This window comes from Thiocapsa sp. UBA6158 (assembly GCF_002423035.1).
GTDB lineage: Bacteria > Pseudomonadota > Gammaproteobacteria > Chromatiales > Chromatiaceae > Thiocapsa.
This window is the reverse complement of sequence record NZ_DIUM01000008.1, coordinates 15039-35451: the sequence shown is the minus strand read 5'-3', so window position 1 is coordinate 35451 and position 20413 is coordinate 15039. Positions and strand designations below refer to the sequence as shown.

Sequence of the window (20413 nt, the reverse complement as noted above, 5' to 3'; positions counted from 1 at the left end):
AGCTCACGCCATCCGTGTCGCGGCCAACAATCGCGTTAGGATTGGTCGCACGGTCGGCACCAGACGCACCGGATCGAAGACGTTGAGCCGCAGCATGTTTTCGATCTCCACCGGGGTGCGCGGTCGCCCGCTGCCCATGGCGAGGAGATAGAAACCGAAATAGGCGTCGCCGATCGGCTCGGCGCCGGGCGTACCGGACATCGGCTCGGCAACCAGAAGGGTTCCGCCGCTCGGCAGGACGCGCCGCGCGGCCTTGATGATCGCGAGCGCCTCTTCATCGTCGTGATCATGCAGCACCCGCACGAGAGAGACGACATCCGCACCCTCCGGCAAGGGATCGCGCATCACGTCGCCGCCGACCGCGGTCGCCCGATCCGCGAGCCCTTCGCGCTCGAAACGGGCACGCGCACGCTCGGCAACCGCAGGCAGATCGAACAGGATGACCTTCAGGTGCGGCCAACGCTTGGCGGCCGTCACCAGAAAGGTGCCGTCGCCGCCGCCGACGTCCAGGAGACATTGGTGGCCCTTCAACGAGTAGGCATCCAGCACATCGCCGGCGATCAGGGACTGGCTGTCGGACATGAGCGCCGTATAGCCGTCGATCGACTGCTCATCCACGCTCGCTGCGTCGGTGTTGGCCGCGTAAGACCAATAGCTCGACAAGGCCGTGCGCTCCACCTCGCCACGCAGCAGGGCGACCGGATCGGCGAGATCCGAATAGACCATCGCATGATGCTCGACCATGGCGGCGATCCCGGGGTTTCCGATCATGGCCGCGCCCAGCTCGCCCAGGGCGTAGCGCTTGTCCTCGCACAAGGCGACCAGACGCAGACTCACCGCTGCGCGCAGCAGGCGAATCGCACCTTCGGGCGGAAGCGCCATCCGCTTCGCCAGCGCGTCCGCGCTCTGCGGACCCTCCGCAAGGATCTCGAACAGCTTCAGGCGCACACACGCGAACAAGATCTGCGAGTAGACGAACCCGGCGACGATGTCGAACAGCTCGCGCGCGCGTCTCTGTGCGATCGGGCGGGTCAAGGGAAAGGCCGAGGCCCACCGCTGAAAAGAGCTGCTTGCCAGCAAACGGTTGCGCACAGCCAACCAGGAATCGAAGATCGACACGTCAACAACCTCGATGTATGAATGAGAAGGCCAAAGGCTAAACCGCGCCCGGTGCGGTATGCGATGTTTTCGGATGGGATCGGCCCCGGCAGATTTCACGACCGCTGGACACGGCGCGACTCAAGCGCGATCGGCGAGACCCTTGGGCATGATGTGGCGCGCCTCGGACATCAGGACCTCGGCGAGCTGCGCGGACCCCGGACAAGGCGGGATCGCATCGATGGCACCCTTCACCAGACCGCGAAGCAGCGCGACCGCGCCGTCCACGCCGAGCTCCCCTGCGGCGCTCGGGCGGTTCAGCACGGCATCGCGACCGACCGGCTTGCCGACCTCTTGCGCACTGGCGGCGACGTCGCGCAGATCGTCCGCGACCTGGTAGGCTTCGCCGATCTTGTCGCCGACCACACGCCAAGCGTCGGCATCGGCGCCGGCCACTTGAGCGCCGGCGGCGGTGGCGGCGGCAAAGAGCGCGCCCGTCTTCGCACGGTGATAATCTGCAACCGAGACCTTGGGTTCGCACTCCCAGGCCTGACCGGCGACGATGCCGGACGGCATCCCGACAGCTCGGCTGACGGTCATCAGCAGCGGCGCCAAACGCTCGGGGCTGTTGCCCAAGACGCGGGCAAGATGCTCGAAGGCGAGGACGATCAAGGCATCGCCGGCCAGTACGGCCAACGGCTCGCCGTAGGCCCGATGGACCGAGGGCAAACCCCGGCGCAACGGGGAATCGTCGAAACAGGGAAGGTCGTCATGGACCAGGGATGCGCAGTGCAGCAGCTCGATGGAGACGCCCGCGGCATCCGCCGCCTCGACATCCCGGCTTCCACAGGCCGCAGCGACCGCCAAACAGAGCCTCGGTCGCACGCGCGCACCGCCCGGAAAGACAGCATGGCGAACCGCCTCTGCAAGCCGTGGCGGACAGGCCGCCGTCGTGACCGACTCCAAGGCCGCTGCCAATGCCTGCTCGATTCGCATGGTTGGGTCCATCGCCGCTCCCCCGGTCGCCGCCGATCTGTAAATATTAGTTGACACTGACAAGTGTCATGTACAATAGACACGGACGCCAACGGCGTCAAATACAAATCGAAAGAGAGGCCATCATCGGATGCCCACAAAGAAAGTGATCGTCGTCGGCGCCGGCATCGGCGGACTCGTCACCGCGGTTCAACTGGCCTCGCGCGGCCTTGAGGTGCGTGTCCTCGAACGGGCTGCGGCCCCCGGCGGAAAGATGCGGGAGGTCGTGGTCGGCGATCGACACATCGACGCAGGACCGACGGTCTTCACGATGCGCTGGATCTTCGAGGAGATCTTCGCCGAGGCGGGCGCATCCCTGACGGACTATCTGACGCTCGAACCGTTCGAGATCTTAGCACGCCACGCTTGGAGCGAGCATGAGCGCTTCGACCTCTATGCCGACGAGGAGCGCACCATCGAGGCGATCGGCGATTTCGCCGGCGCGGCCGAGGCGAAACGCTACCGCGGCTTTTGCGAGCACGCGCGCACCATCTTCGAGACGCTCGACGGCCCCTTCATCCGCTCCTCGCGTCCGAACCCCCTCAGTCTGGTCAGTCGCTGCGGGATCAGCGGCTTTCCGGGCCTGCGTCGCATCAAGCCATTCGACAGCCTCTGGCAGTCACTCGGCGAGCACTTCAAGGATCAGCGTCTGCGCCAACTCTTCGGGCGCTATTCGACCTATTGCGGCTCCTCGCCCTTCCTCGCACCCGCAACCCTGATGCTGATCGCCCATGTGGAGCGCCAAGGCGTCTGGTCGGTCGAGGGCGGCATGCACCAAACGGCCGTCGCCCTGGCGCGGCTGGCCGAATCGCTCGGCGCAAGCATCACTTACGGGGCCGACGTGGCCGAGATCTTGGTCGAGCGCGGACGCGCGCGCGGGGTTCGACTCGGCTCGGGCGAGTCGCTCCGAGCCGACGCCGTCGTCTTCAACGGCGACGCCGCCGCGCTCGCCGCCGGGAACTTGGGGTCAGGTGTCGGACAGGCCGTGGCCAAGACTGCACCGTCCGAGCGCTCGCTCTCCGCCATCACCTGGAACCTGGTCGCACGCACCGAGGGCTTCCCGCTGTTGCGCCACAGCGTCTTCTTCTGTCGGGACTACCCGGCCGAGTTCGAGGACATCTTCGGCCGCGGCCAGGTCCCGCGCGAGGGCACCGTTTACATCTGCGCTCAGGATCGCGGCGCCCACGACGACGCCGCACCGCAGGGGCCCGAGCGCCTACTCTGCCTTCTCAACGCCCCGGCAAAGGGCGATCGGCACCCATTCGACACCGCGGAGATCGAGCAATGCGAGCAGCGGGCATTCTCACTCCTGGAGCGCTGTGGGCTCCAGGTTCATCGGATACCCGAGACGAGCGTCGTGACGACGCCGGCCGGCTTCAACCAGCTCTTCCCGGCGACGGGCGGGGCACTCTACGGCCAAGCGTCACACGGATGGAGGGCCTCATTCACGCGTCCGCCGTCGCGCAGCAAGGTGCCGGGGCTCTATCTGGCGGGGGGGAGCGCGCATCCGGGAGCCGGGGTGCCGATGGCGGCGATGTCGGGACGCCTGGCGGCAGCGACGCTGCTCGCGGACCTTGCTTCGACCTGAGGATCACGCCGGGCGGCTATCTCTGGTGGTATCTGGATGCGTTGAGCGACGACGGCGACCATGGTCTGACCATCATCGCCATGCTCGGCAGCGTCTTCTCACCCTACTACGCGTGGGCGCGGCGGCGCGGCAATCCGGACCCGCTCGATCACTGCGCGCTCAATGTTGCGCTCTACGGGAAGGCCGGAAAACGCTGGACCATGACAGAGCGCGGGCGCAAGGCACTGCGCCAGTCGCCGGGGCGACTCGACATCGGCCCGAGCCACCTGACCTGGGACGGTACGGCGCTGACCATCGAGGTCAACGAGATCACCGCACCCATCCCCTCGCGGGTGCGCGGACGGATTCGGGTGATCCCGGCCGCCGTCAACACGCGCGAGTTCACGCTCGATCCGGCGGGACGTCATGTCTGGTGGCCGATCGCGCCCATCTCGCGCGTCGAGGTCGATCTGGAAAAACCGGCGTTGCGCTGGAGCGGACACGCCTATCTCGACTCCAATCGCGGAGAGGAGCCGCTCGAAGACGCCTTCCAGTGTTGGGACTGGTCGCGCGCCAATACGCCGTCGGGCACCACCATGCTCTACGACGTGACCGCGCGTCACGGGACCGGCGCCGGCTTAGCGCTGCGCTTCAATGCCTCGGGCGAGGTGGATGAATTCACGCCACCGCCGCGGGTGCGCCTGCCCACGACCGGGATCTGGCGCATCAAGCGCGGGACCCAGTGCGAGCCGGGACATGACGCGCGTGTCGTGGCGACGCTGGAAGACACGCCCTTCTACGCGCGCTCGCTCGTGGAGACACGCCTGGCCGGCGAGACCGCGACCTGCGTGCACGAGAGCCTCTCGCTCGATCGCTTTGCCTCGCGCATTGTCCAGTTGATGCTGCCGTTTCGAATGCCGCGGATCGGGAGTTGAAACACCGCCGGGACGCGTCGACAGACGGCTTGCGGATTAAACCGCCAGGGCCCGGATCGAGATCCGATCGTACTTGCCCGAATCCAGAAGCGGGAGCGCCGGAACCCGCTTGAATGTGCGAGGCCGCTCGGCACCCGAGAGGGCACCGCAGCACCAGCGTTCGAACGCCGGCTCGTCGAGATCGCCGCTGTAGACCACCACCAAGCGATGCCCCCAGACCGCGTCATCGAGTGCGACGACAGCCAGATCCGCGACGCCGGGGGCCGCGCGGAGCAGCCCATCCACACGGGTCAGCGAGATGTTGTTGCCGCCGATGACCAGGACGTCGTCGGCGCGGCCGACAACGCAGAGCTCGCCGGCCGCGTCGATGCCGCCCAGGTCCGAGGTCTCGAACCAACCCGCCTCGAGCCCCTGACCGGGAAGGCGTGCGGGGTTGGCGTAGCCGGCCATCACCATGGGTCCGCGGACCCGCAGTCGGTTCGGGCCTTCGAGTCCGTCGCGCCGATCGATCTCCACACCCGGAAGCAAGGGACCCACGCGGCCGTCGGAGGGGACGCGCTCCAGCGCATGCGCCGAGGTCGCGATCTGAGACGTGGTCTCGGTCATGCCGTAGGTGAGGAAGAGCGGCCATCCGGCATCAAGTGCGCGCTCGGCCAGCACCGGACTCAGGGCTTGCCCACCCACCAGAACGACACGCAGCGACGGCGGCGGCGCGACGCCCGTCTCGAGCAGGCGACCCAACATCGGCGGCACCAGAGAAATATGCGTCACTGGACAACGCTGCAGATCCTCGGCAACGGCCTGCGCATCGAATCCCTCATGCAGGATCAGCCCCCCGCGGGCGAGCGCCCAGCGATGAATGATCGCCAGACCGCCGATATGGCTCAGACGCAAACAACCGAGCCAGACATCATCGGACCCGAAACCGAGGCGCCGATTCACAGCCGCAGCCGAGACGAGGAGATTCTCGCGGGTCAACATCACGACCTTGGATCCGCCGCTGCTGCCGCTGGTCTTCACGAGCAGGGCGAGCTCCGAATCCGAGGACCAGGGGCGCGCAGATACGGGCCCGACCGCATGCTTGATCGGGACCAGGGTCCTGGACTCGGGACACCAACGCCACTCCGCCCCGGTCGACGTCGCCAGCTCCAGGAGCTCGTTCGGGGTTAGACCGGTGCGATACGGCAGCAATGCCGCCCCGACCCGCATGAGCGCCAAGGTCATCGTCACCGACTCGATCGCGGGGGTATCCGGACAGAGGACGACCTGTCCCGGCCGAAGCCCCTGATGCGTCAGCGCGGCAACAGTCTCGCCAACAGGCGCGTCGCGCCCGACACGATCTCGTCGGGCACGATCCAGAAGGATGCCGCCGTGAATACCGAATGAATCAGACAAGGGGTGTGACGAACTGGATCGATTGCGACCGAATCGAGAGAGGCGGAGTCAGCAGCCGACGCAATCGAGACTACCAGCGGACCTCGAAGACGCAGGATTCAGCACCGTTGGCCTGGCAGGCAATCTCGGTGACACGCGCGTTCGGATGCACAAGGCGGGAGAACAGGCGCTCGAAGCTCCCGGCATAGAAATCACAAAGAGGCTCGTTGGCCATAGCGCCCCGGCAAATCGGACCATCCGTCACCGATAGCCTGGTCGGACGACCGGGCGTGCCGTCGAAGACGCCGCTGCCGACAAAAGTCCAAGCGTTGCGGCGAACGGCCGAGATCAGAACGCGGCTCGCCAAACGTGCCGGCAGGATCGTGAGGAGGCGCTGGACCGGACGCGGGATGCGATTGGCGAGGAGATAATCGCCCGTACGCAATCCCGCATCGTGCGACACCGGTCGGGCAACCTCGAGGCCCAATTCATCGCGCAGCGCGGCTTGGAGCCGGGTCACCTCGCGCTCGTCGACCATCTCGCTCGGGAGCGCCTTCAGATAGCGCTCGAGATCGGCGGCTCGAAACACTCGGGTAACGGCATCGTGGCCGCGAGCCGACTCCAATGCCTCGGCGACGCGGATCACGGCATTGGGTCCGACCCGTGCGGTTGCACCGAAATCGCTCGGCGCGTTCATAGCCCGGCCGTCGCGCGCCACTGGGTGCTTCCCCAGTCGACGGACGCGTCCTGCTCGACGCAGAGTCCGTGCAGCAGATAACGGCCTTCCTCGGTGACCCGAATCCCGTCGTCCGTCACCTCGAGCAAGCCGCGTCCGCCGTCGCGACAGAGGCTCTCGTATTCGCGCTCCAAGCCGTGCGCGGATGACGCGGGGAGCTCGAGGTTGCACATGAGATACAGGATGGCCTCCCGACGGCGCCGATCCTGATCGCTCAGCCGACGTCCCCAGGACACGGGAAGCAGCCCGGAAGACACGCAATGCTGCCAGGTCTTGAGGTCCGGCGCGTTCTGAACCAGCGCGCCGCCGACCTCGCCGATCCCGCTCGGCCCGAAGGCGAGCACCTGCTTGGCCGGCATCGGGGTGTAGCCGATCGCGTTGCGATAGAGTCGACGCTCGTCCTGAGCACTCGTCAGCTCGTCGGCCTCGCGCGCGAAGACGTCCAGGCCGACCCAGCGATAACCGGCTGCCGTGAAGGACTGAACGGCCTGATGGAACAAGGCCAGCTTCTCGGCCACCGAGGGCAGATGATCCGCACTGATGGCGTGCTGATGGGGCCTGCTCACGGGGTCATGGGCGTAGCTGAAACAAGCGATCCGGTCGGGCCCGAGCGCGACGATTTGGTCGAGTGTCGCCTGGAACCCCTCCGGCGTCTGGAAGGGCAAGCCGTAAATCAGATCGAGATTGATGCTCTCGAATCCGGTGTCGCGCGCCGTCAGAAAGACGTCGCGCACCATGTCGAGTGACTGGACGCGGCCGATCGCGCGCTGCACGTCCGAGTTGAGGTCCTGCACGCCGAAACTGATGCGCTTGAACCCGAGCCCGTAGAGAAGATCGAGCTGCCCTGCCGAGGTCCGGCGCGGGTTGCATTCGATCGAGGTACAGGCTTGCCCGGCAATTCGAAAGTGGCGCTCGACGATCTCGATCAGTCGAGCCAGTTGAGGCTCGTTGAGATGATTCGGCGTGCCGCCTCCGACGTGGAGCTGATCGGTGACCCGGCCGCGGCCGATGATGTCGGTGACGAGCCCCATCTCCCGGTCGAGGGTATCGAGGTACTGGTCGACCTTCTCTTCGCTGTGGGTGATCGTCGTGTTGCACGCACAGTAGAGACAGCGCACGTGACAGAAGGGCACGTGCACGTAGACCGAAACCTGCTCGTCGGGGCTGTCGCGCAGCCCCATGAGCGCTTCTTTGTAGTTCGAGTCCGAGAAGGCCGCGTCACCGCCCATTTGCGAGGTTGCCAAGACGCACCCCGGAGGCAAATGTCCGAACCGCTCGAGAAGCTCGACCGGTAGGCTTGAAGGGAGTGGAGGCGCCATGTCTTGAACCCGGTTAGTCAGGTTGGACTGCTGTCATCTTGGGCTTGGAGACGGCGGATTTGATCGGCAGATCCGATTCCGAAACCTGCAGATCATCCGGGGCACCGCATGCCACGATCTTGACCGGCGTCCCTTTGAAGTTCATGTCCGCGGACAGCTCGGGACGATCTCGCTTCAACTGAGCGATCTCATCGGCGGTCAGAACCTTGGACGCATCGAAGCCCAGATCCACCTCGGCCGACATCCCCTTCATCTTGAGCCGCTCGAGGTCGTAGAATTTCTTCGAGGCCGTGGTCTTGGCAAAGGCCTTGAGGCAGCCGAGCATGTAACGTCTACGAAACTTGTCCTTGATCCAAGGATACTCCAAGAAGCTCTTGCGCATGTAGAAGCGCGCATAATTCTTCAGGACGCCCTTGAGCACCTGCTCGCGCGTCATCGCCTCGGGCTTCATGATCGGCGTGACGAAATTGTACTTGGAGTAGTCGCGAACCTCCACCCTGTCGCCCAACTCCTCGAACAGCTCCGCGAAGGGCCACGGCGTGTACATGTTCCAGTTCGCCATATCGGGCTTCCAGTCCTGGGCGAGCTTGTAGGTCTCCTCGATGGTCTCGGGCGTCTCGTTCTCGAGACCCATGATGAACTGGACCTCGGCGACGATTCCGGCCTGCTGCAGGAGCTTGACCGCCAACTTGTTCTGCTCGACCGTGGTCTGCTTGCGGAAGGTATCGAGGTTCAACTGCGAGACCGCCTCGGTGCCGAGCGAGACATGAACCAGACCGGCTTTGCGGTACAAGGGCAGCAGGTCGCGGTCGCGCATGATGTCGGTCACGCGGGTGTTGATACCCCAGTGCAGCGGGAGATCGCGCTTGATCAACTCTTCGCAGAGTGCAACGAACTTCTTCTGGAAAATCGTCGGTTCCTCGTCGGCGAGGATCATGAAGCCGACGTTGTAGTCGCGAACCAGGGTCTCGATTTCGTCGACGAATTTCTTGGGATCGCGATGACGATATTTACGCCAGAACTTCCACTGCGAGCAAAAACGGCAGGTGAAGGGACAGCCACGCGCGAAGTTCGGCACGGCGACCCGACAGTTGAGCGGGGTATAGATGTACTTGTCCCAGTCGAGCAGGGACCAATCCGGCGTCAGGGTGTCCAGATCCTCGATGACGGGACGCGCAGGGGTTGCGACGACCTGGCCGTCGTCGTCGATGTAGGCGATACCCCAGATGCGCTTGCGATCTTGCCGATGGGTGCCCGCCTCGATGGATTGCAGGAGCGCGACCGCGATCTCCTCGCCCTCGCCACGCACGATGTAGTCGATCCAGGGCGCCTCGCTGAAGACCTGCGTATACATGAAGGTCGGATGGATGCCGCCGAGCACGGTGACGCAGTCCGGGAGCACCTCTTTGGCGATCTGGAGCGTAGTCTGCGCCTTGTAGATCTGCGGGGTGATGGCGGTCGCCAGAACGACGTCGGGCCGGTTGACGCGGATGATCTCGCGCAGCTTGTCGTCCGGAATATCGTAGGTCATCGCATCGATGAACCGGATGTTCGTCATGCCCGCGTGCTTGAGCGCACCGCCGATATAGGCGACCCAGCCGGGTGGCCAGTTTCCCGCGATTTCCGCACCACCACAGTGATAGTTCGGCTGGATCATCAATATACGCATGAGAATTCCTCAGGGACGGGTCGAACGGGCAACGGCCATTCGAGCCTGATCGCATCAGTCCGATCTCGGGCATAGCCGAGCCCTTCGTGCCGGCGGTATCAGCGATGACACCGGGACAGGATGCCGCCGCGCAGCGATGGCCTTGAGCTCTGCTCTATCCGAATCGGGTCGTTTGGTGTCGCGCCATCCGGGCGCGCATTGCTCTCTACCTTAGCTGATTCCCGACCAGCTCGATATGATTCGCGTCAACCGAGGCGGGCGCTACGACATCGCCTCTCCGACCCTCCCCTTGCCCGAAGTGCGAGTAAGCCTAGCCCAGTCTACGACCGGGATCAAAGCGCGCCGCAACACTGACGCACCCCGATCCTATGTTCACGGAAGCTCCGTGATCGGGGTCCCGCCGCGACCGCGCTCGACGGGGCGACGGGGTGGCGGCGAGGTCGCCTGGTGCCGCGACGAGGTTCGGGAGGCGACCATTCTCCGGGGCGATCCATCGGAACGCGTTCCGTTCCGCCCCTTGCCTCTATCCGCTTCCCCGCCCGATTCCCCGTCGTCATCCCGCGAGGGCAACGCCCAGGCCCAGAGCGCTTCGTCCGGCAAGGGAAGCACGAGGAACCAGTGCTCGAGGATCCCCAATGCCAAAAGGCTCGCCACCAGGATCAGGCTGACGACCTCGAACTCGCTCACACCCGGACTCAGCGCCCGGGACACCATCAGAACCACGATCAGGGTGGACACGGTCACCGAGATCGGAAACAAGAGGTTCATGCTCCGCTTGGGCATGTAGGACTTCAGGTAGGCCAGATGCTCGGGCAGCCAGTCGTTCAGGTTGGGAACACCCAGAAACAGATTAAGCTTGGCGCTCCAACGCATCAGCCAAAGCACGACAAAGGTCCAGGTTCCGACCTGATTGGGCTCGCCCCATGAGATCACGACCAAGAAGGCCACCGCCGAGAGGACCGCAAACTCGTGATAGAGACTGGTCAGAATAGCGAGACCGAACCGCTTCCAGGCCACACAGCCGGGTGGGCACGGCGTCTTGCGCGGCCCGGTCAATAGACCGGTGAAATAACTCATCTCCAAGACGCCCCAGACCACCACGCCGGAGGTGAAGGCGATGTAGGCCGCGCTCAGAGAGGCTGAGGTACTGCTGACGACCAGCGCAAAAACGGCAAATGCCAGCACCGCGCTGCCGCCGAGCATCGTCCACCCGAAGGTGCGGCCCGGCAGATTGTCCAGATAGAGCACCACACCCGTGCTGAACCACCAGAGCCCGAGCGCGAAAAGAACGGGGTAACCATATTCGAGCATGAAATGCGCCCTATTCTCTGGCCGATGGCGATCGGAATGCCTCCGCTTCCGGGATCACCCCTGCACTGCAGCGAAGGACCTCGCCTACGCCGAATCGAGGATCAACCGACGCGATTGCTCGGATGGAGCCGATCCCGAGGGACGCGGGATGTCGAGGTCGGGAAGCCGGGATCATAGCAGGCGAGACGTCGCGCGAGCAGGGTTCGCTTCGTCACGAGGGCGGCCGGAGCAAAGGGCGTCGCTCGCCCCGAGACCCGGCCGCAAGCCTCACTGCACCGGCGGCGATGCCGATAGGAATCGGCCGACGGCAGCCTCGTTGGTCGGGCCGAATGCCCTGAGATCGATGAAGAAGTCGGTCGTTTGATCCTCCAACGTAAAACGACCGTTCTCGCGAAGACTCAGCCGATAAGGCCCGTCCAGAGCGACGTCGTGCATCCGACGCTCGCGCTCGAGCGTACGAAGCACGCCGCGGATGAAACCGTCCTCGCCCGGCGGAAGTGTCTCCAACAGCGCCCCGGACTCGGCATCGTAGACCGCGAGATCACCCTGGCCGACCTCGACGAAACTCAGATCGCGAACCGCAACCTCGGGCGAGACGGGAGCCTGGCTTGGGTCGAAGCCGGTGAGCCTCGCGACAGCAACCGCCAGGATCGTGAAACCGATCAAGGAGGCAACCGCGATCAGGATGCCCCGCGGAAACGGGCGATCATGCAATTCAGTCAAGATTCAACCTCTTCAGGATGTCAGTGCAGCGTCGGATCCAGTGCGGTCGTCCGTGCCCGCTTCGGCGTGCTCCGAGCCCTTTTCGCTTTGGGCCAGATAGCGGTTGAGTGCATCCGAGAGGATCCCGGCGACCCGAGCTACATCGGGAATTGCCCGTAGCATCGGCTGCGGTTTGGTGAAATGCCAGGGACGCACATGCGGCCAGAGGACCGTGTAGGAGGTGCGCGTCGATGCGACCAGAACGATGGGGATGTCCCCGGTCTCATCGCGGTGCCGCTTCATCTGCGCGGAGTGGATCTGCGCAAATGGAAAGTTCACGATCATCGGCAGTGCCACACCGAAACGCATCACCAAGCGGCGCGTTGTAATGGTGTAGACCGTGGACCTCGCCATGGCCCAAGCAAGCAGCAGAAGGCCGCCGATCGAGACGAGGGCGAGTGCCGTGATCCAGAGCGCGCCGACCACGACCTCGCCCGTCGTCTCCCCCGCGGAGAGATCCGCGAAGATCCGCCACACCAGAATGATGGCGAAATAGACGGCGACCTTCCGGATATGAAAGGCGCGCCGCGCCAAAGCGCTCCAGCGCGGTGCACCCTGCCAGAGCATCTCCTCGCCGGGGGGAAGATGCTCGGGCAAGCCCCGAATGGGCTCGAACTCATACTCTCTCACAGCAGAGGCTCAGACCGATCCGCAGCTGCGTAAAGTTGGCCACCGGCATAGTAGGCGCAGATCTTGTCCTCTTCGTAGAGGGTGATCTGATCGGGCTTGGCCAGACCCGGCACGTTCGCGAAGTGCTTGCCGGCAATCGACTTGACGTTGACCTTGCCGTTCTTCTTGTCGAAGCGCGTGAAGTTGATCGGCAGCAGAACCTGCTTGCCGCCCTTCGCCACCTTCAACTCAAGGTAACGGATCTGCGGCTCGGAACGGTCGACCCAGACGTCGGTCACGGTTCCGCCGACTTCGCCGTCGAATCCGACAACCGTCATACCACGCGGATCAGGATCCTTCTCGGCGATCGAGAAATCGGTGGCGACGCGTAGCGGGACGATCTTAGGTGCGCCCTCGAAGGTCAGATCCGGATGCTTCTCCCGGTCCGGGGAAGCGGACGGACCGAATCCAGACAGCATCGGATCACCGTTCGGGATGAGCGGGGAGCCCGCGTACGGCTGCGCCGGCGTGGCGTTGATCTTCTCGGCGGCCTCGACACGCGGCACCGTGACGGTTCCACCGTTGTGCGGAAGCAGATAGGTCTTCGGCTGCGGCATCGACGGGAAGCCTTCGATCTTGATCTTACCGCCGCGGGTGGATTCGAGCGGATAGCCTTCCCGCTTGTTTTCGCGATGCAGGTGGAAGATCAGTCCGGCAAAGAAGAACCAGAAGACATAGAGCACGAGCTGGGCGACGTCGATATAGCTGGTGATGGCTGCTGACATGATGTGACCTCCTCAGGACGAAAGACTAACCGGGCAAACCGATTAGGCCGAAGCGCGATGACCGTTGTTGATCGGATTCGCTCGCGGGAGCGACAAGCCGGTCAATGTCGACCAACGTGGGAAAAACCGCTCTGGATCTCGATGTGATTGACGACTCCCTAGCCTATAAAAGGACCGGCCGAGGCCGGGCCGAAACCACGCCCGAGTGCCTTGCCGCAACCATCCGCGGCATCGTCTGCAGGGGCGCACGGACGGCAGTCTCGAAACACTGCACTCGACTGCTCACGCGGGCACCAACTCGAGTGCCTGCGACGTATAAAAACCGACTGCAATCCGCCGGGTGCGCTGCGGCTGCCAGCCCGCGAGGGCCGGCTCGGCGGCCAGGAGCGCACGCAGCCGATCCGGTCCGACCGGCACGATCGCAGGCGATCGGTTGCCGCGCGGAAAGAGCTGCCCGACGGCGTGCATGATCGCCAGCGCAGGCGTCTTCGGCGCGAAAGTAAAGAGGATCGAGCCGCCGGTCCGCCCGGCCAGGCCGGCCAGCACCGCCACCACATCCGCCGGCACGTAATGGATCAAGGAATCCATGGCGACCACATGATCGAAGCGGCCGTGCGCCGGGTCGAGCATGTCGCCGGCCTCGAAATGGACCGACCCGGGGCCGAGATCCTTCGGGGTGCGTTCCTGCGCGATCTGGATCAGGGTCGGTGCGACGTCGATGGCGACGACCTCCGCGCCCCGCCGCGCCGCCTCGAAGGCCAGCGCACCCGTCCCGCAACCGGCGTCGAGCAGACGCTTGCCGGTCAGATCGGCGGGCAGCCAGTCCAACAGGGTCGCCCGCATGTCGTCGCGACCCGCGCGCACGGTGGCCCGGATGCGGCTGACCTTTACGTCGGATGTCAGCTTGCGCCAGGCGTCGGCGGCGGTGCGATCGAAGTAGGTTTCGATCTCTTCGCGGCGCTCTTGATACGAGCCGTTGGCCATCAATCGAACCCCAGAAAATCAAAGATATCGCGGTCGCGCATGGGCTGCGCGTCCAGTGGCTCGACCCCGTCCCACAGCATCTGGGCCAGGCGAAGATACTCGGACTTGGCATGCTCGAGCCCGTCTGCATCGTCCATCTCGAACAGGGTCGACTTCTTCAGGCGACTGCGCCGGATGACATCGAGGTCCGGCAGGTGGGCGAGCCGTTTGAGACCCACTGCGTCGTTGAAGCGATCGATCTCGTCGGTGTTCACACTGCGGTTGGCGATGACGCCGCCGATGCGCACGCCGTAATGCTTGGCCTTGGCCTGGATCGCCGCGGCGATGCGGTTCATCGCGAAGATCGAATCGAAGTCGTTGGCCGTGACGATCAGCGCACGCTCGGCATGTTGCAGCGGCGCGGCAAACCCGCCGCAGACCACGTCGCCGAGGACATCGAAGACCACGACGTCGGTGTCTTCGAGCAGGTGATGCTGCTTAAGCAGCTTCACGGTCTGGCCGACGACATAGCCGCCGCAGCCGGTGCCGGCCGGCGGACCGCCCGCCTCCACGCACATCACGCCGTTATAGCCTTCGTAGACGTAATCGCTCGGGCGCAGCTCCTCGGCATGGAAGTCCACGGATTCGAGGATATCGATCACCGTCGGCACCAAGCACTTGGTCAGGGTAAAGGTCGAGTCGTGCTTCGGATCGCAGCCGATCTGCAGGACGCGCTTGCCGAGCTTGGAAAAGGCGACCGACAGGTTCGAGGAGGTCGTGCTCTTGCCGATGCCGCCCTTGCCGTAGACGGCAAAGACCTTGGCCGTATCGATCCGGATATCCGGATCGAGCTGGACCTGGACACTGCCCTCCCCGTCCGGGTGCCGTGAAACGTCGCCGAGCATGCCGGCCGGGATCTCTTGGATCGTCACGCGGCGGCCTCCTCGACAATCCCTTCGAGCCGATCTTCAAGCTCCTCGCCGGCCAGACGCAGCGCCTCGAGCGTAGCCGCATCGGGCGACCAATAATTGCGCTCGTGGGCCTCGATCAACCGGTTCGCAACCTTCGCCGAAGCCGTCGGGTTGAGCTGCGCCAGACGATTGCGCATCTCCTCGTCGAGCACATAGGTCTCGGTGAGCTGCTGATAGACCCAGGGCGCAACCTGGCCGGTGGTGGCCGACCAACCCATGGTGTTGGTCACATGGACCTCGATCTGGCGCACACCTTCGTAACCGTGCTTGAGCATGCCCTCGTACCACTTGGGATTGAGCATGCGGGTGCGCGTTTCGAGCGCGACCTGCTCGGCCAGGGTGCGGACCACGCCGTCGCCGCGGGTCTGATCGCCGATATAGACGGGGACGTCGTCACCCTTGAAGCGACCCACCGCGCGGGTGATCCCGCCGAGCGTGTCGAAATAATGGTCGACGGTGGTCACGCCCAGCTCGACCGAGTCGAGATTCTGGTAAGCCAACTGTACGGTGGAGAGCACGCTCTTGAGCAGCTCGGCCTGACGGACCGGTTGCCCTGAACGCCCGTAGGCGAAGCACTTGCGACGCGTATAGGTCTCGGCCAGCTCGTCCTCGCCGTCCCAACTGCTGCTGTCGACCAGGTAGTTGACGTTGGCGCCGTAGGCCCCGTCGGCGTTGCTGAAGACACGCAGCGAGGCGGTCTCCAGATCGCAGCCCTGCGCCTCTTGGTAGGCGAGTGCGTGCTTACGCACGAAATTCTGCTCGAGCGGCTCGTCGGCCTGGGCAGCCAAGAAGGCGGCCTCGGCCAACAGACGGGTCTGCAGGGGCAGCAGATCGCGGAAGATACCTGAGAGCGTCATGACGACGTCGACACGCGGACGGCCCAGCTCTTCGAGCGGGATCAGGGTCGCGCCGGCCAGACGGCCATAGTTGTCAAAACGCGGGAGCGCGCCGAGCAGCGACAGGGCCTGCCCGATGGGTCCGCCTTCGGTCTTGAGGTTGTCGGTCCCCCAGAGTACGAGCGCGATGGTCTCGGGGAAGCCGTTGCCCTCCTCCGACATGTGACGCTCGAGCAGACGCCGGGCCTGGCGCGCGCCGTCCTTGACCGCGTAGGCGCTCGGCAGACGGAAGGGGTCGAAACCGTGCAGGTTGCGCCCGGTCGGCAGGATCGCCGGTGTGCGCAACAGATCGCCGCCCGGCGCGGGGGGAATGAAGCCGCCGTCGAGCGCGTGCAGAATCGCCGGGGTCTCGGTGTCCTGAATCAGGAGCCGGTCGGTCTCGGCCAGCTCGCGGAACAGCTCGACGTTCTCGTGGGACGTGGCCATCCCGCCGGCCTTGAGCGCCTTTTCGGGCGTCTTGCCGGCGACCAGCGCCTCGATGGCAGCGCGCGTCGGGTGCATGTCTTTGGAGGCTTCGGCGACCGCGAGCAGCAGGTCGAGCCGCTCCTCTTCGCTCGGTGCCTCGCCGACGACATGCAGTCCGTGCGGGATCAGGGTGTACTCGAGCTCCAGCACCTTGTCCTGGAGCGTGGCGATGCGGCTCTCCGCATCGTCGTTCCAGGTCGGCTCGAGATCCGCCAGATCGAGCTCGGCGGCCTGGGCCTGAATCAACACGGCCAGCTCGGCGCGCTCGTCTTTCTCCTCGGGGGGCAGAGCACGCATGCGCTCCATCGAGCCCTTCAGATCGATCAGCCCCTTGTAGAGCCCGGCGTGGGCGATCGGGGGCGTGATGTAGCTGATCAGGGTCGCCGCGGCACGCCGCTTGGCGATGGTGCCCTCGGACGGGTTGTTCGAGGCGTAGAGATAGACGTTGGGCAGGTCCGTGATCAGACGATCCGGCCAGCAGGCGCCCGAGAGACCGGCCTGCTTGCCGGGCATGAATTCCAATGCGCCGTGGGTCCCGAAGTGCAGCACCGCATGGGCGCCGAAGTCGTCGCGGATCCAGCGATAGAAGGCCGAGAAGGCATGTGTCGGGGTGAACCCCTTCTCGAAGAGCAACCGCATGGGATCGCCCTCGTAGCCGAAGGCGGGCTGGATACCGACAAAGACGTTGCCGAACTGGGCGCCGAGCACGAACAGCGAGCCGCCGTCGGTCTGCTGCTTGCCGGGTGCCGAGCCCCATTGGGCCTCGATCTCGGCCAGGTAAGGCTCGCGTCGGACATGATCGTCGACCGGGATGCGGACATGCACGTTGGCGTGGGAGCCGAAACGTCCGGAGTTGCCGTTGACGATCTGCTCGCGCAGCGCGTCGACATCCTTGGGCACATCGACCTTGTAGCCTTCCGCGTGCATCGTCTCGAGGGTGTGATAGAGCGAGGCGAAGACGGACAGATAGGCGGCCGTGCCGGTGTTGCCGGCGTTCGGCGGGAAGTTGAACAGCACGATGGCGACCTTGCGCTCGGCGCGCTTGGTCCGACGCAGACGCACCAGACGCTCAACACGCGAGGCCAGACGTTGCGCGCGCTCGGTGTGCGACTGCATGTCGCGTGCGCCGTCGCCCGAGCCGCCGCCGCTGCGCCCGCCGTAGACCATGGAGCCAGTCGCACCGTCAAGCTCCGGGATGGCGACCATCATGGTTGCCTCGACCGCGAGCAGACCCTGGCTCGACGCCTCCCACTGGTCCACATGCTGGAATTCGACCGCCAGGGTGGACAGATAGGGGACGTCCAGCTTGGTCAGGATCGCTTCGGCCGCCTTGGAGTCGTTGTAGGCCGGTCCGCCGACCAGCGAGAAGCCGGTGAGCGAGATGACCGCATCGACCGTCGCCTTGCCGTCCTGCAGGAAGAACCGCTCGATCGCCGGGCGCGCATCCAGACCGCTTGCAAACGCCGGGATGACCTGCAGGCCGCGTGCTTCGAGCGCCTCGATCACACCATTGTAGTGGGCGGCGTTGCCGGCCAGCACGTAGGAGCGCATGAGCAGCAGACCGACGCGACCATTGGGACGGCCGTTGACGGGCGGTAGGCTCGCGATCTGATCCGAGATCCGGCCCTTCATCTTCGGGTGATAGAGCCCGACGTCCGGATACTCGACCGGTGGCGCGGCCTTGATGGTGCCGCGCAGATGGCGCCTCGGGCCGTCCGCGTAGCGGTCGACCAGGAACCGGATCATGTTGCCCAGGTTCTCGTCCGAGCCGGCCAGCCAATACTGAAGCGTCAGGAAGTAGGCGCGCACGTCTTGGGCGGTGCCCGGGATGAAGCGCAGCAGCTTGGGGATACGTCGCAGCATCGACATCTGCTGGGCGCCCGCACTCTGCTTTTTCTCCTTGCCGCCGCGCAGACGCTTGAGCAGCGCCATCGGGCCACCCGGAGAGCCGTCCATCTTGAAGCCGCCGAGCCGCGTCATCTTCATCAGCTCGCCGGCCGACATGCAGACGATCATGGCGTCGCAGTCGTCGCGACGCGCCGCCAGCGCGGGCAGGATGGGTTTGAAGTGCTCTTCCATGACCAGCATGGTGATCATGATGATGTCACCGCGCGCGATGTCCTCGCGACAACGCTCGAGCAGCTCCGGGGAATCGGCCCATTCGGTCGCCGCATGCAGCGTCAACTGCAGGCCGGGCAGCTCGCGCTGCAGGGACGGGCGCGCCCGCTCGGTGGTGCCGGAGAGGTGCCCGTCGAGATTTACAATGACGACACGGATCGGGGTGATGTCCGTGGTCGTGGCGCGCTTGTCAGCGGCCGAAGTGCGCTTTGGCATCGTAGAGCGTCTCCACAGTGATGGTCTGGATGCCCTGTTCCGCCGCGAAGCGCTCGGTATTCCGACGCGCCTTGCCGCGCACGAAGAACGGGATCTTTTTCAGCTCCTGCTCGGCTTCCGCTGCCCAAATGACGGTGGAAGCATCGGCCTGAGCCGGCGAATCGACTGGCGAATCCGCCGGTTCGGCCGCTGCATGCGACTCGGATCCGGCCTCGGCCGGCCGACTCGCTCCGACCCGTGATCCGAGATGCGACGCCGTGGCCGCATCGTGAAACTCGAAGTCCTCCCGGAACATGGTGATGAGATGCTCTTCGAGCCCCATCATCAGGGGGTGGACCCAGGTATCGAACATCACGTTCGCACCTTCGAAACCCATCTGCGGCGCATACCGCGCCGGAAAATCCTGGACATGCACGGGCGCCGAGATCACCGCGCAGGGGATACCCAACCGCTTGGCGATGTGGCGCTCCATCTGGGTGCCCAACATCAGCTCGGGTTGCAGCTCCGCCGCCCGCTTCTCGACCTCGAGATAATCGTCCGTGATCAGCGGCTCGACGCCGTAGCGCTTGGCGCACTCGCGCACGTCGCGCGCAAACTCGCGGGCATAGGTCCCGATGCCGACGACGGTAAAGCCCAGCTCTTCGGCGCACATCCGTGCCGCGGCGACCGCATGGGTGGCGTCGGCGAAGATGAAGACACGCTTGCCGGTCAGGTAGGTCGAATCGACGGATCGCGAGTACCAGGGCATTCTAGACGAAATCGGCGACTTGGCATCAGTCACGTCGATCCCCGCGATGCGCCCGACCTCGTCGAGAAAATCGCGGGTCGCGCCGATCCCGATCGGCACCGTCTTCACCGTCGGCTGACCGAACATGCGCTCCAGCCACAGACAGGTCTGGTCGGCCGTCTCGGGATAGAGACAGACGTTGAAATCTGCCTCCGGGATCCGGAGCAGGTCTTCGGGCGTGGCGCCCAAGGGCGCGACCACATGAACATCCACGCCGACCGACGCGAGCAGCCGAGTGACCTCTTCGACATCGTCGCGGCAGCGAAAGCCCAGCGCCGTGGGGCCGAGCAGATTCGCACGCGCACGCCGATCGGTCGGTCTGGGCTCGGGATGACGTCCTGCTTCCGGGACGCGGGGCTTGAGCAGACCACGGACCAGATGATAGAAGGTCTCGTTGGCGCCCCAGCATTCTTTGCGGGCATAGGCCGGCAGCTCGAGCGACAGAACCGGTACAGGCAGACCCATCCCGCGGGCCAGGGCACCGGGCTGATCCTGGATCAGCTCGGCCGTGCAAGCCTCGCCGACTAGGAGGACGCGCGGTTTGAAGCGCTCGAAGGCCTCGCCGACGCTGGTCTTGACCAGCTCCGCGGTATCGCTGCCCAGCTCGCGCGCCTGGAAGCTGGTGTAAGTCACGGGCGGGCGCGTTGCGCGCCGCTCGATCATGGTGAAGAGCAGATCGGCGTAGGTGTCGCCCTGCGGGGCATGCAAAACCAGATGCACGCCTTCCATGGAGGCGACGACACGCATCGCGCCGATGTGCGGAGGTCCTTCGTATGACCATAGTGTGAGCTGCATGG

The 20413-nt window shown here is 65.1% G+C and carries 16 protein-coding genes; 2 read left to right on the top strand and 14 right to left on the bottom strand.

Translation table 11 applies throughout. The features are described from left to right. Positions 1–3: 3 nt before the first annotated feature. The gene (locus B4N44_RS01415; RefSeq protein ID WP_296696051.1) at positions 4–1119 is read right to left on the bottom strand and encodes a methyltransferase; all 1116 of its coding nucleotides are present in this window, start codon (positions 1117–1119) and stop codon (positions 4–6) included. 120 nt (positions 1120–1239) lie between these two features. After that, positions 1240–2106 carry a polyprenyl synthetase family protein gene (locus tag B4N44_RS01410; protein WP_296696048.1) on the bottom strand — a complete coding sequence of 289 codons (867 nt, stop codon included), beginning with the start codon at positions 2104–2106 and terminating at the stop codon, positions 1240–1242. A 118-nt stretch (positions 2107–2224) separates the two neighbouring features. Between B4N44_RS01410 and crtD the strand changes: the two genes are divergently transcribed. Further along, positions 2225–3721 (top strand): 1-hydroxycarotenoid 3,4-desaturase CrtD, encoded by a 1497-nt coding sequence (crtD, locus tag B4N44_RS01405; protein WP_296696044.1) that lies wholly within the window; start codon positions 2225–2227, stop codon positions 3719–3721. 41 nt (positions 3722–3762) lie between these two features. Continuing rightward, positions 3763–4635 (top strand): carotenoid 1,2-hydratase, encoded by an 873-nt coding sequence (locus tag B4N44_RS01400; protein WP_296696042.1) that lies wholly within the window; start codon positions 3763–3765, stop codon positions 4633–4635. A 36-nt stretch (positions 4636–4671) separates the two neighbouring features. Here the strand turns inward: B4N44_RS01400 and B4N44_RS01395 are convergent, their stop codons facing one another. From B4N44_RS01395 to bchB, 12 genes are all read right to left on the bottom strand, one after another. Then, positions 4672–6030 carry an AMP-binding protein gene (locus B4N44_RS01395; protein ID WP_296696039.1) on the bottom strand — a complete coding sequence of 453 codons (1359 nt, stop codon included), beginning with the start codon at positions 6028–6030 and terminating at the stop codon, positions 4672–4674. 70 nt (positions 6031–6100) lie between these two features. Continuing rightward, complete coding sequence (gene bchJ, locus B4N44_RS01390) at positions 6101–6706, bottom strand: bacteriochlorophyll 4-vinyl reductase (RefSeq protein ID WP_296696038.1); 606 nt, start codon at positions 6704–6706, stop codon at positions 6101–6103. Further along, the gene (gene hemN / locus B4N44_RS01385) at positions 6703–7989 is read right to left on the bottom strand and encodes an oxygen-independent coproporphyrinogen III oxidase (protein WP_296696035.1); all 1287 of its coding nucleotides are present in this window, start codon (positions 7987–7989) and stop codon (positions 6703–6705) included. The genes bchJ and hemN overlap by 4 nt, the downstream gene beginning before the upstream one ends. Before the next feature lie 88 nt (positions 7990–8077). Then, positions 8078–9733 (bottom strand): magnesium-protoporphyrin IX monomethyl ester anaerobic oxidative cyclase, encoded by a 1656-nt coding sequence (gene bchE, locus B4N44_RS01380; RefSeq protein WP_296696033.1) that lies wholly within the window; start codon positions 9731–9733, stop codon positions 8078–8080. 372 nt (positions 9734–10105) lie between these two features. After that, positions 10106–11044: a putative photosynthetic complex assembly protein PuhE gene (gene puhE, locus B4N44_RS01375; protein WP_296696030.1), complete on the bottom strand. Its 939-nt coding sequence runs from the start codon at positions 11042–11044 to the stop codon at positions 10106–10108. Between the two features lie 267 nt (positions 11045–11311). Continuing rightward, positions 11312–11767 carry a photosynthetic complex assembly protein PuhC gene (gene puhC / locus B4N44_RS01370; RefSeq protein WP_296696028.1) on the bottom strand — a complete coding sequence of 152 codons (456 nt, stop codon included), beginning with the start codon at positions 11765–11767 and terminating at the stop codon, positions 11312–11314. A 12-nt stretch (positions 11768–11779) separates the two neighbouring features. Next, positions 11780–12436: a photosynthetic complex putative assembly protein PuhB gene (gene puhB, locus B4N44_RS01365; protein WP_296696026.1), complete on the bottom strand. Its 657-nt coding sequence runs from the start codon at positions 12434–12436 to the stop codon at positions 11780–11782. Next, the gene (gene puhA / locus B4N44_RS01360) at positions 12433–13200 is read right to left on the bottom strand and encodes a photosynthetic reaction center subunit H (RefSeq protein WP_296696024.1); all 768 of its coding nucleotides are present in this window, start codon (positions 13198–13200) and stop codon (positions 12433–12435) included. Before puhA ends, puhB begins: the two co-directional genes overlap by 4 nt. 282 nt (positions 13201–13482) lie before the next feature. Then, the gene (bchM, locus tag B4N44_RS01355) at positions 13483–14184 is read right to left on the bottom strand and encodes a magnesium protoporphyrin IX methyltransferase (RefSeq protein ID WP_296696021.1); all 702 of its coding nucleotides are present in this window, start codon (positions 14182–14184) and stop codon (positions 13483–13485) included. Then, positions 14184–15095, bottom strand: coding sequence for a ferredoxin:protochlorophyllide reductase (ATP-dependent) iron-sulfur ATP-binding protein (gene bchL / locus B4N44_RS01350; protein ID WP_414718107.1), 912 nt, complete (start codon positions 15093–15095; stop codon positions 14184–14186). The genes bchM and bchL overlap by 1 nt, the downstream gene beginning before the upstream one ends. Beyond that, positions 15092–18829: a magnesium chelatase subunit H gene (locus tag B4N44_RS01345; RefSeq protein WP_296696018.1), complete on the bottom strand. Its 3738-nt coding sequence runs from the start codon at positions 18827–18829 to the stop codon at positions 15092–15094. Before B4N44_RS01345 ends, bchL begins: the two co-directional genes overlap by 4 nt. Continuing rightward, a complete protein-coding gene (gene bchB, locus B4N44_RS01340; RefSeq protein ID WP_296696015.1) occupies positions 18804–20411 on the bottom strand; it encodes a ferredoxin:protochlorophyllide reductase (ATP-dependent) subunit B in 1608 nt (535 codons plus the stop codon). Before bchB ends, B4N44_RS01345 begins: the two co-directional genes overlap by 26 nt. Positions 20412–20413: the final 2 nt, after the last annotated feature.

Bases quoted from the DNA above. Each gene is read 5' to 3' on its own strand.
- bchM (WP_296696021.1), bottom strand. From the start codon at position 14,184: ATGGCCAACGGCTCGTATCAAGAGCGCCGCGAAGAGATCGAAACCTAC.
- B4N44_RS01410 (WP_296696048.1), bottom strand. From the start codon at position 2,106: ATGGACCCAACCATGCGAATCGAGCAGGCATTGGCAGCGGCCTTGGAG.
- bchE (WP_296696033.1), bottom strand. From the start codon at position 9,733: ATGCGTATATTGATGATCCAGCCGAACTATCACTGTGGTGGTGCGGAA.
- puhE (WP_296696030.1), bottom strand. From the start codon at position 11,044: ATGCTCGAATATGGTTACCCCGTTCTTTTCGCGCTCGGGCTCTGGTGG.
- bchJ (WP_296696038.1), bottom strand. From the start codon at position 6,706: ATGAACGCGCCGAGCGATTTCGGTGCAACCGCACGGGTCGGACCCAAT.
- puhA (WP_296696024.1), bottom strand. From the start codon at position 13,200: ATGTCAGCAGCCATCACCAGCTATATCGACGTCGCCCAGCTCGTGCTC.
- bchB (WP_296696015.1), bottom strand. From the start codon at position 20,411: ATGCAGCTCACACTATGGTCATACGAAGGACCTCCGCACATCGGCGCG.
- B4N44_RS01345 (WP_296696018.1), bottom strand. From the start codon at position 18,829: ATGCCAAAGCGCACTTCGGCCGCTGACAAGCGCGCCACGACCACGGAC.
- crtD (WP_296696044.1), top strand. From the start codon at position 2,225: ATGCCCACAAAGAAAGTGATCGTCGTCGGCGCCGGCATCGGCGGACTC.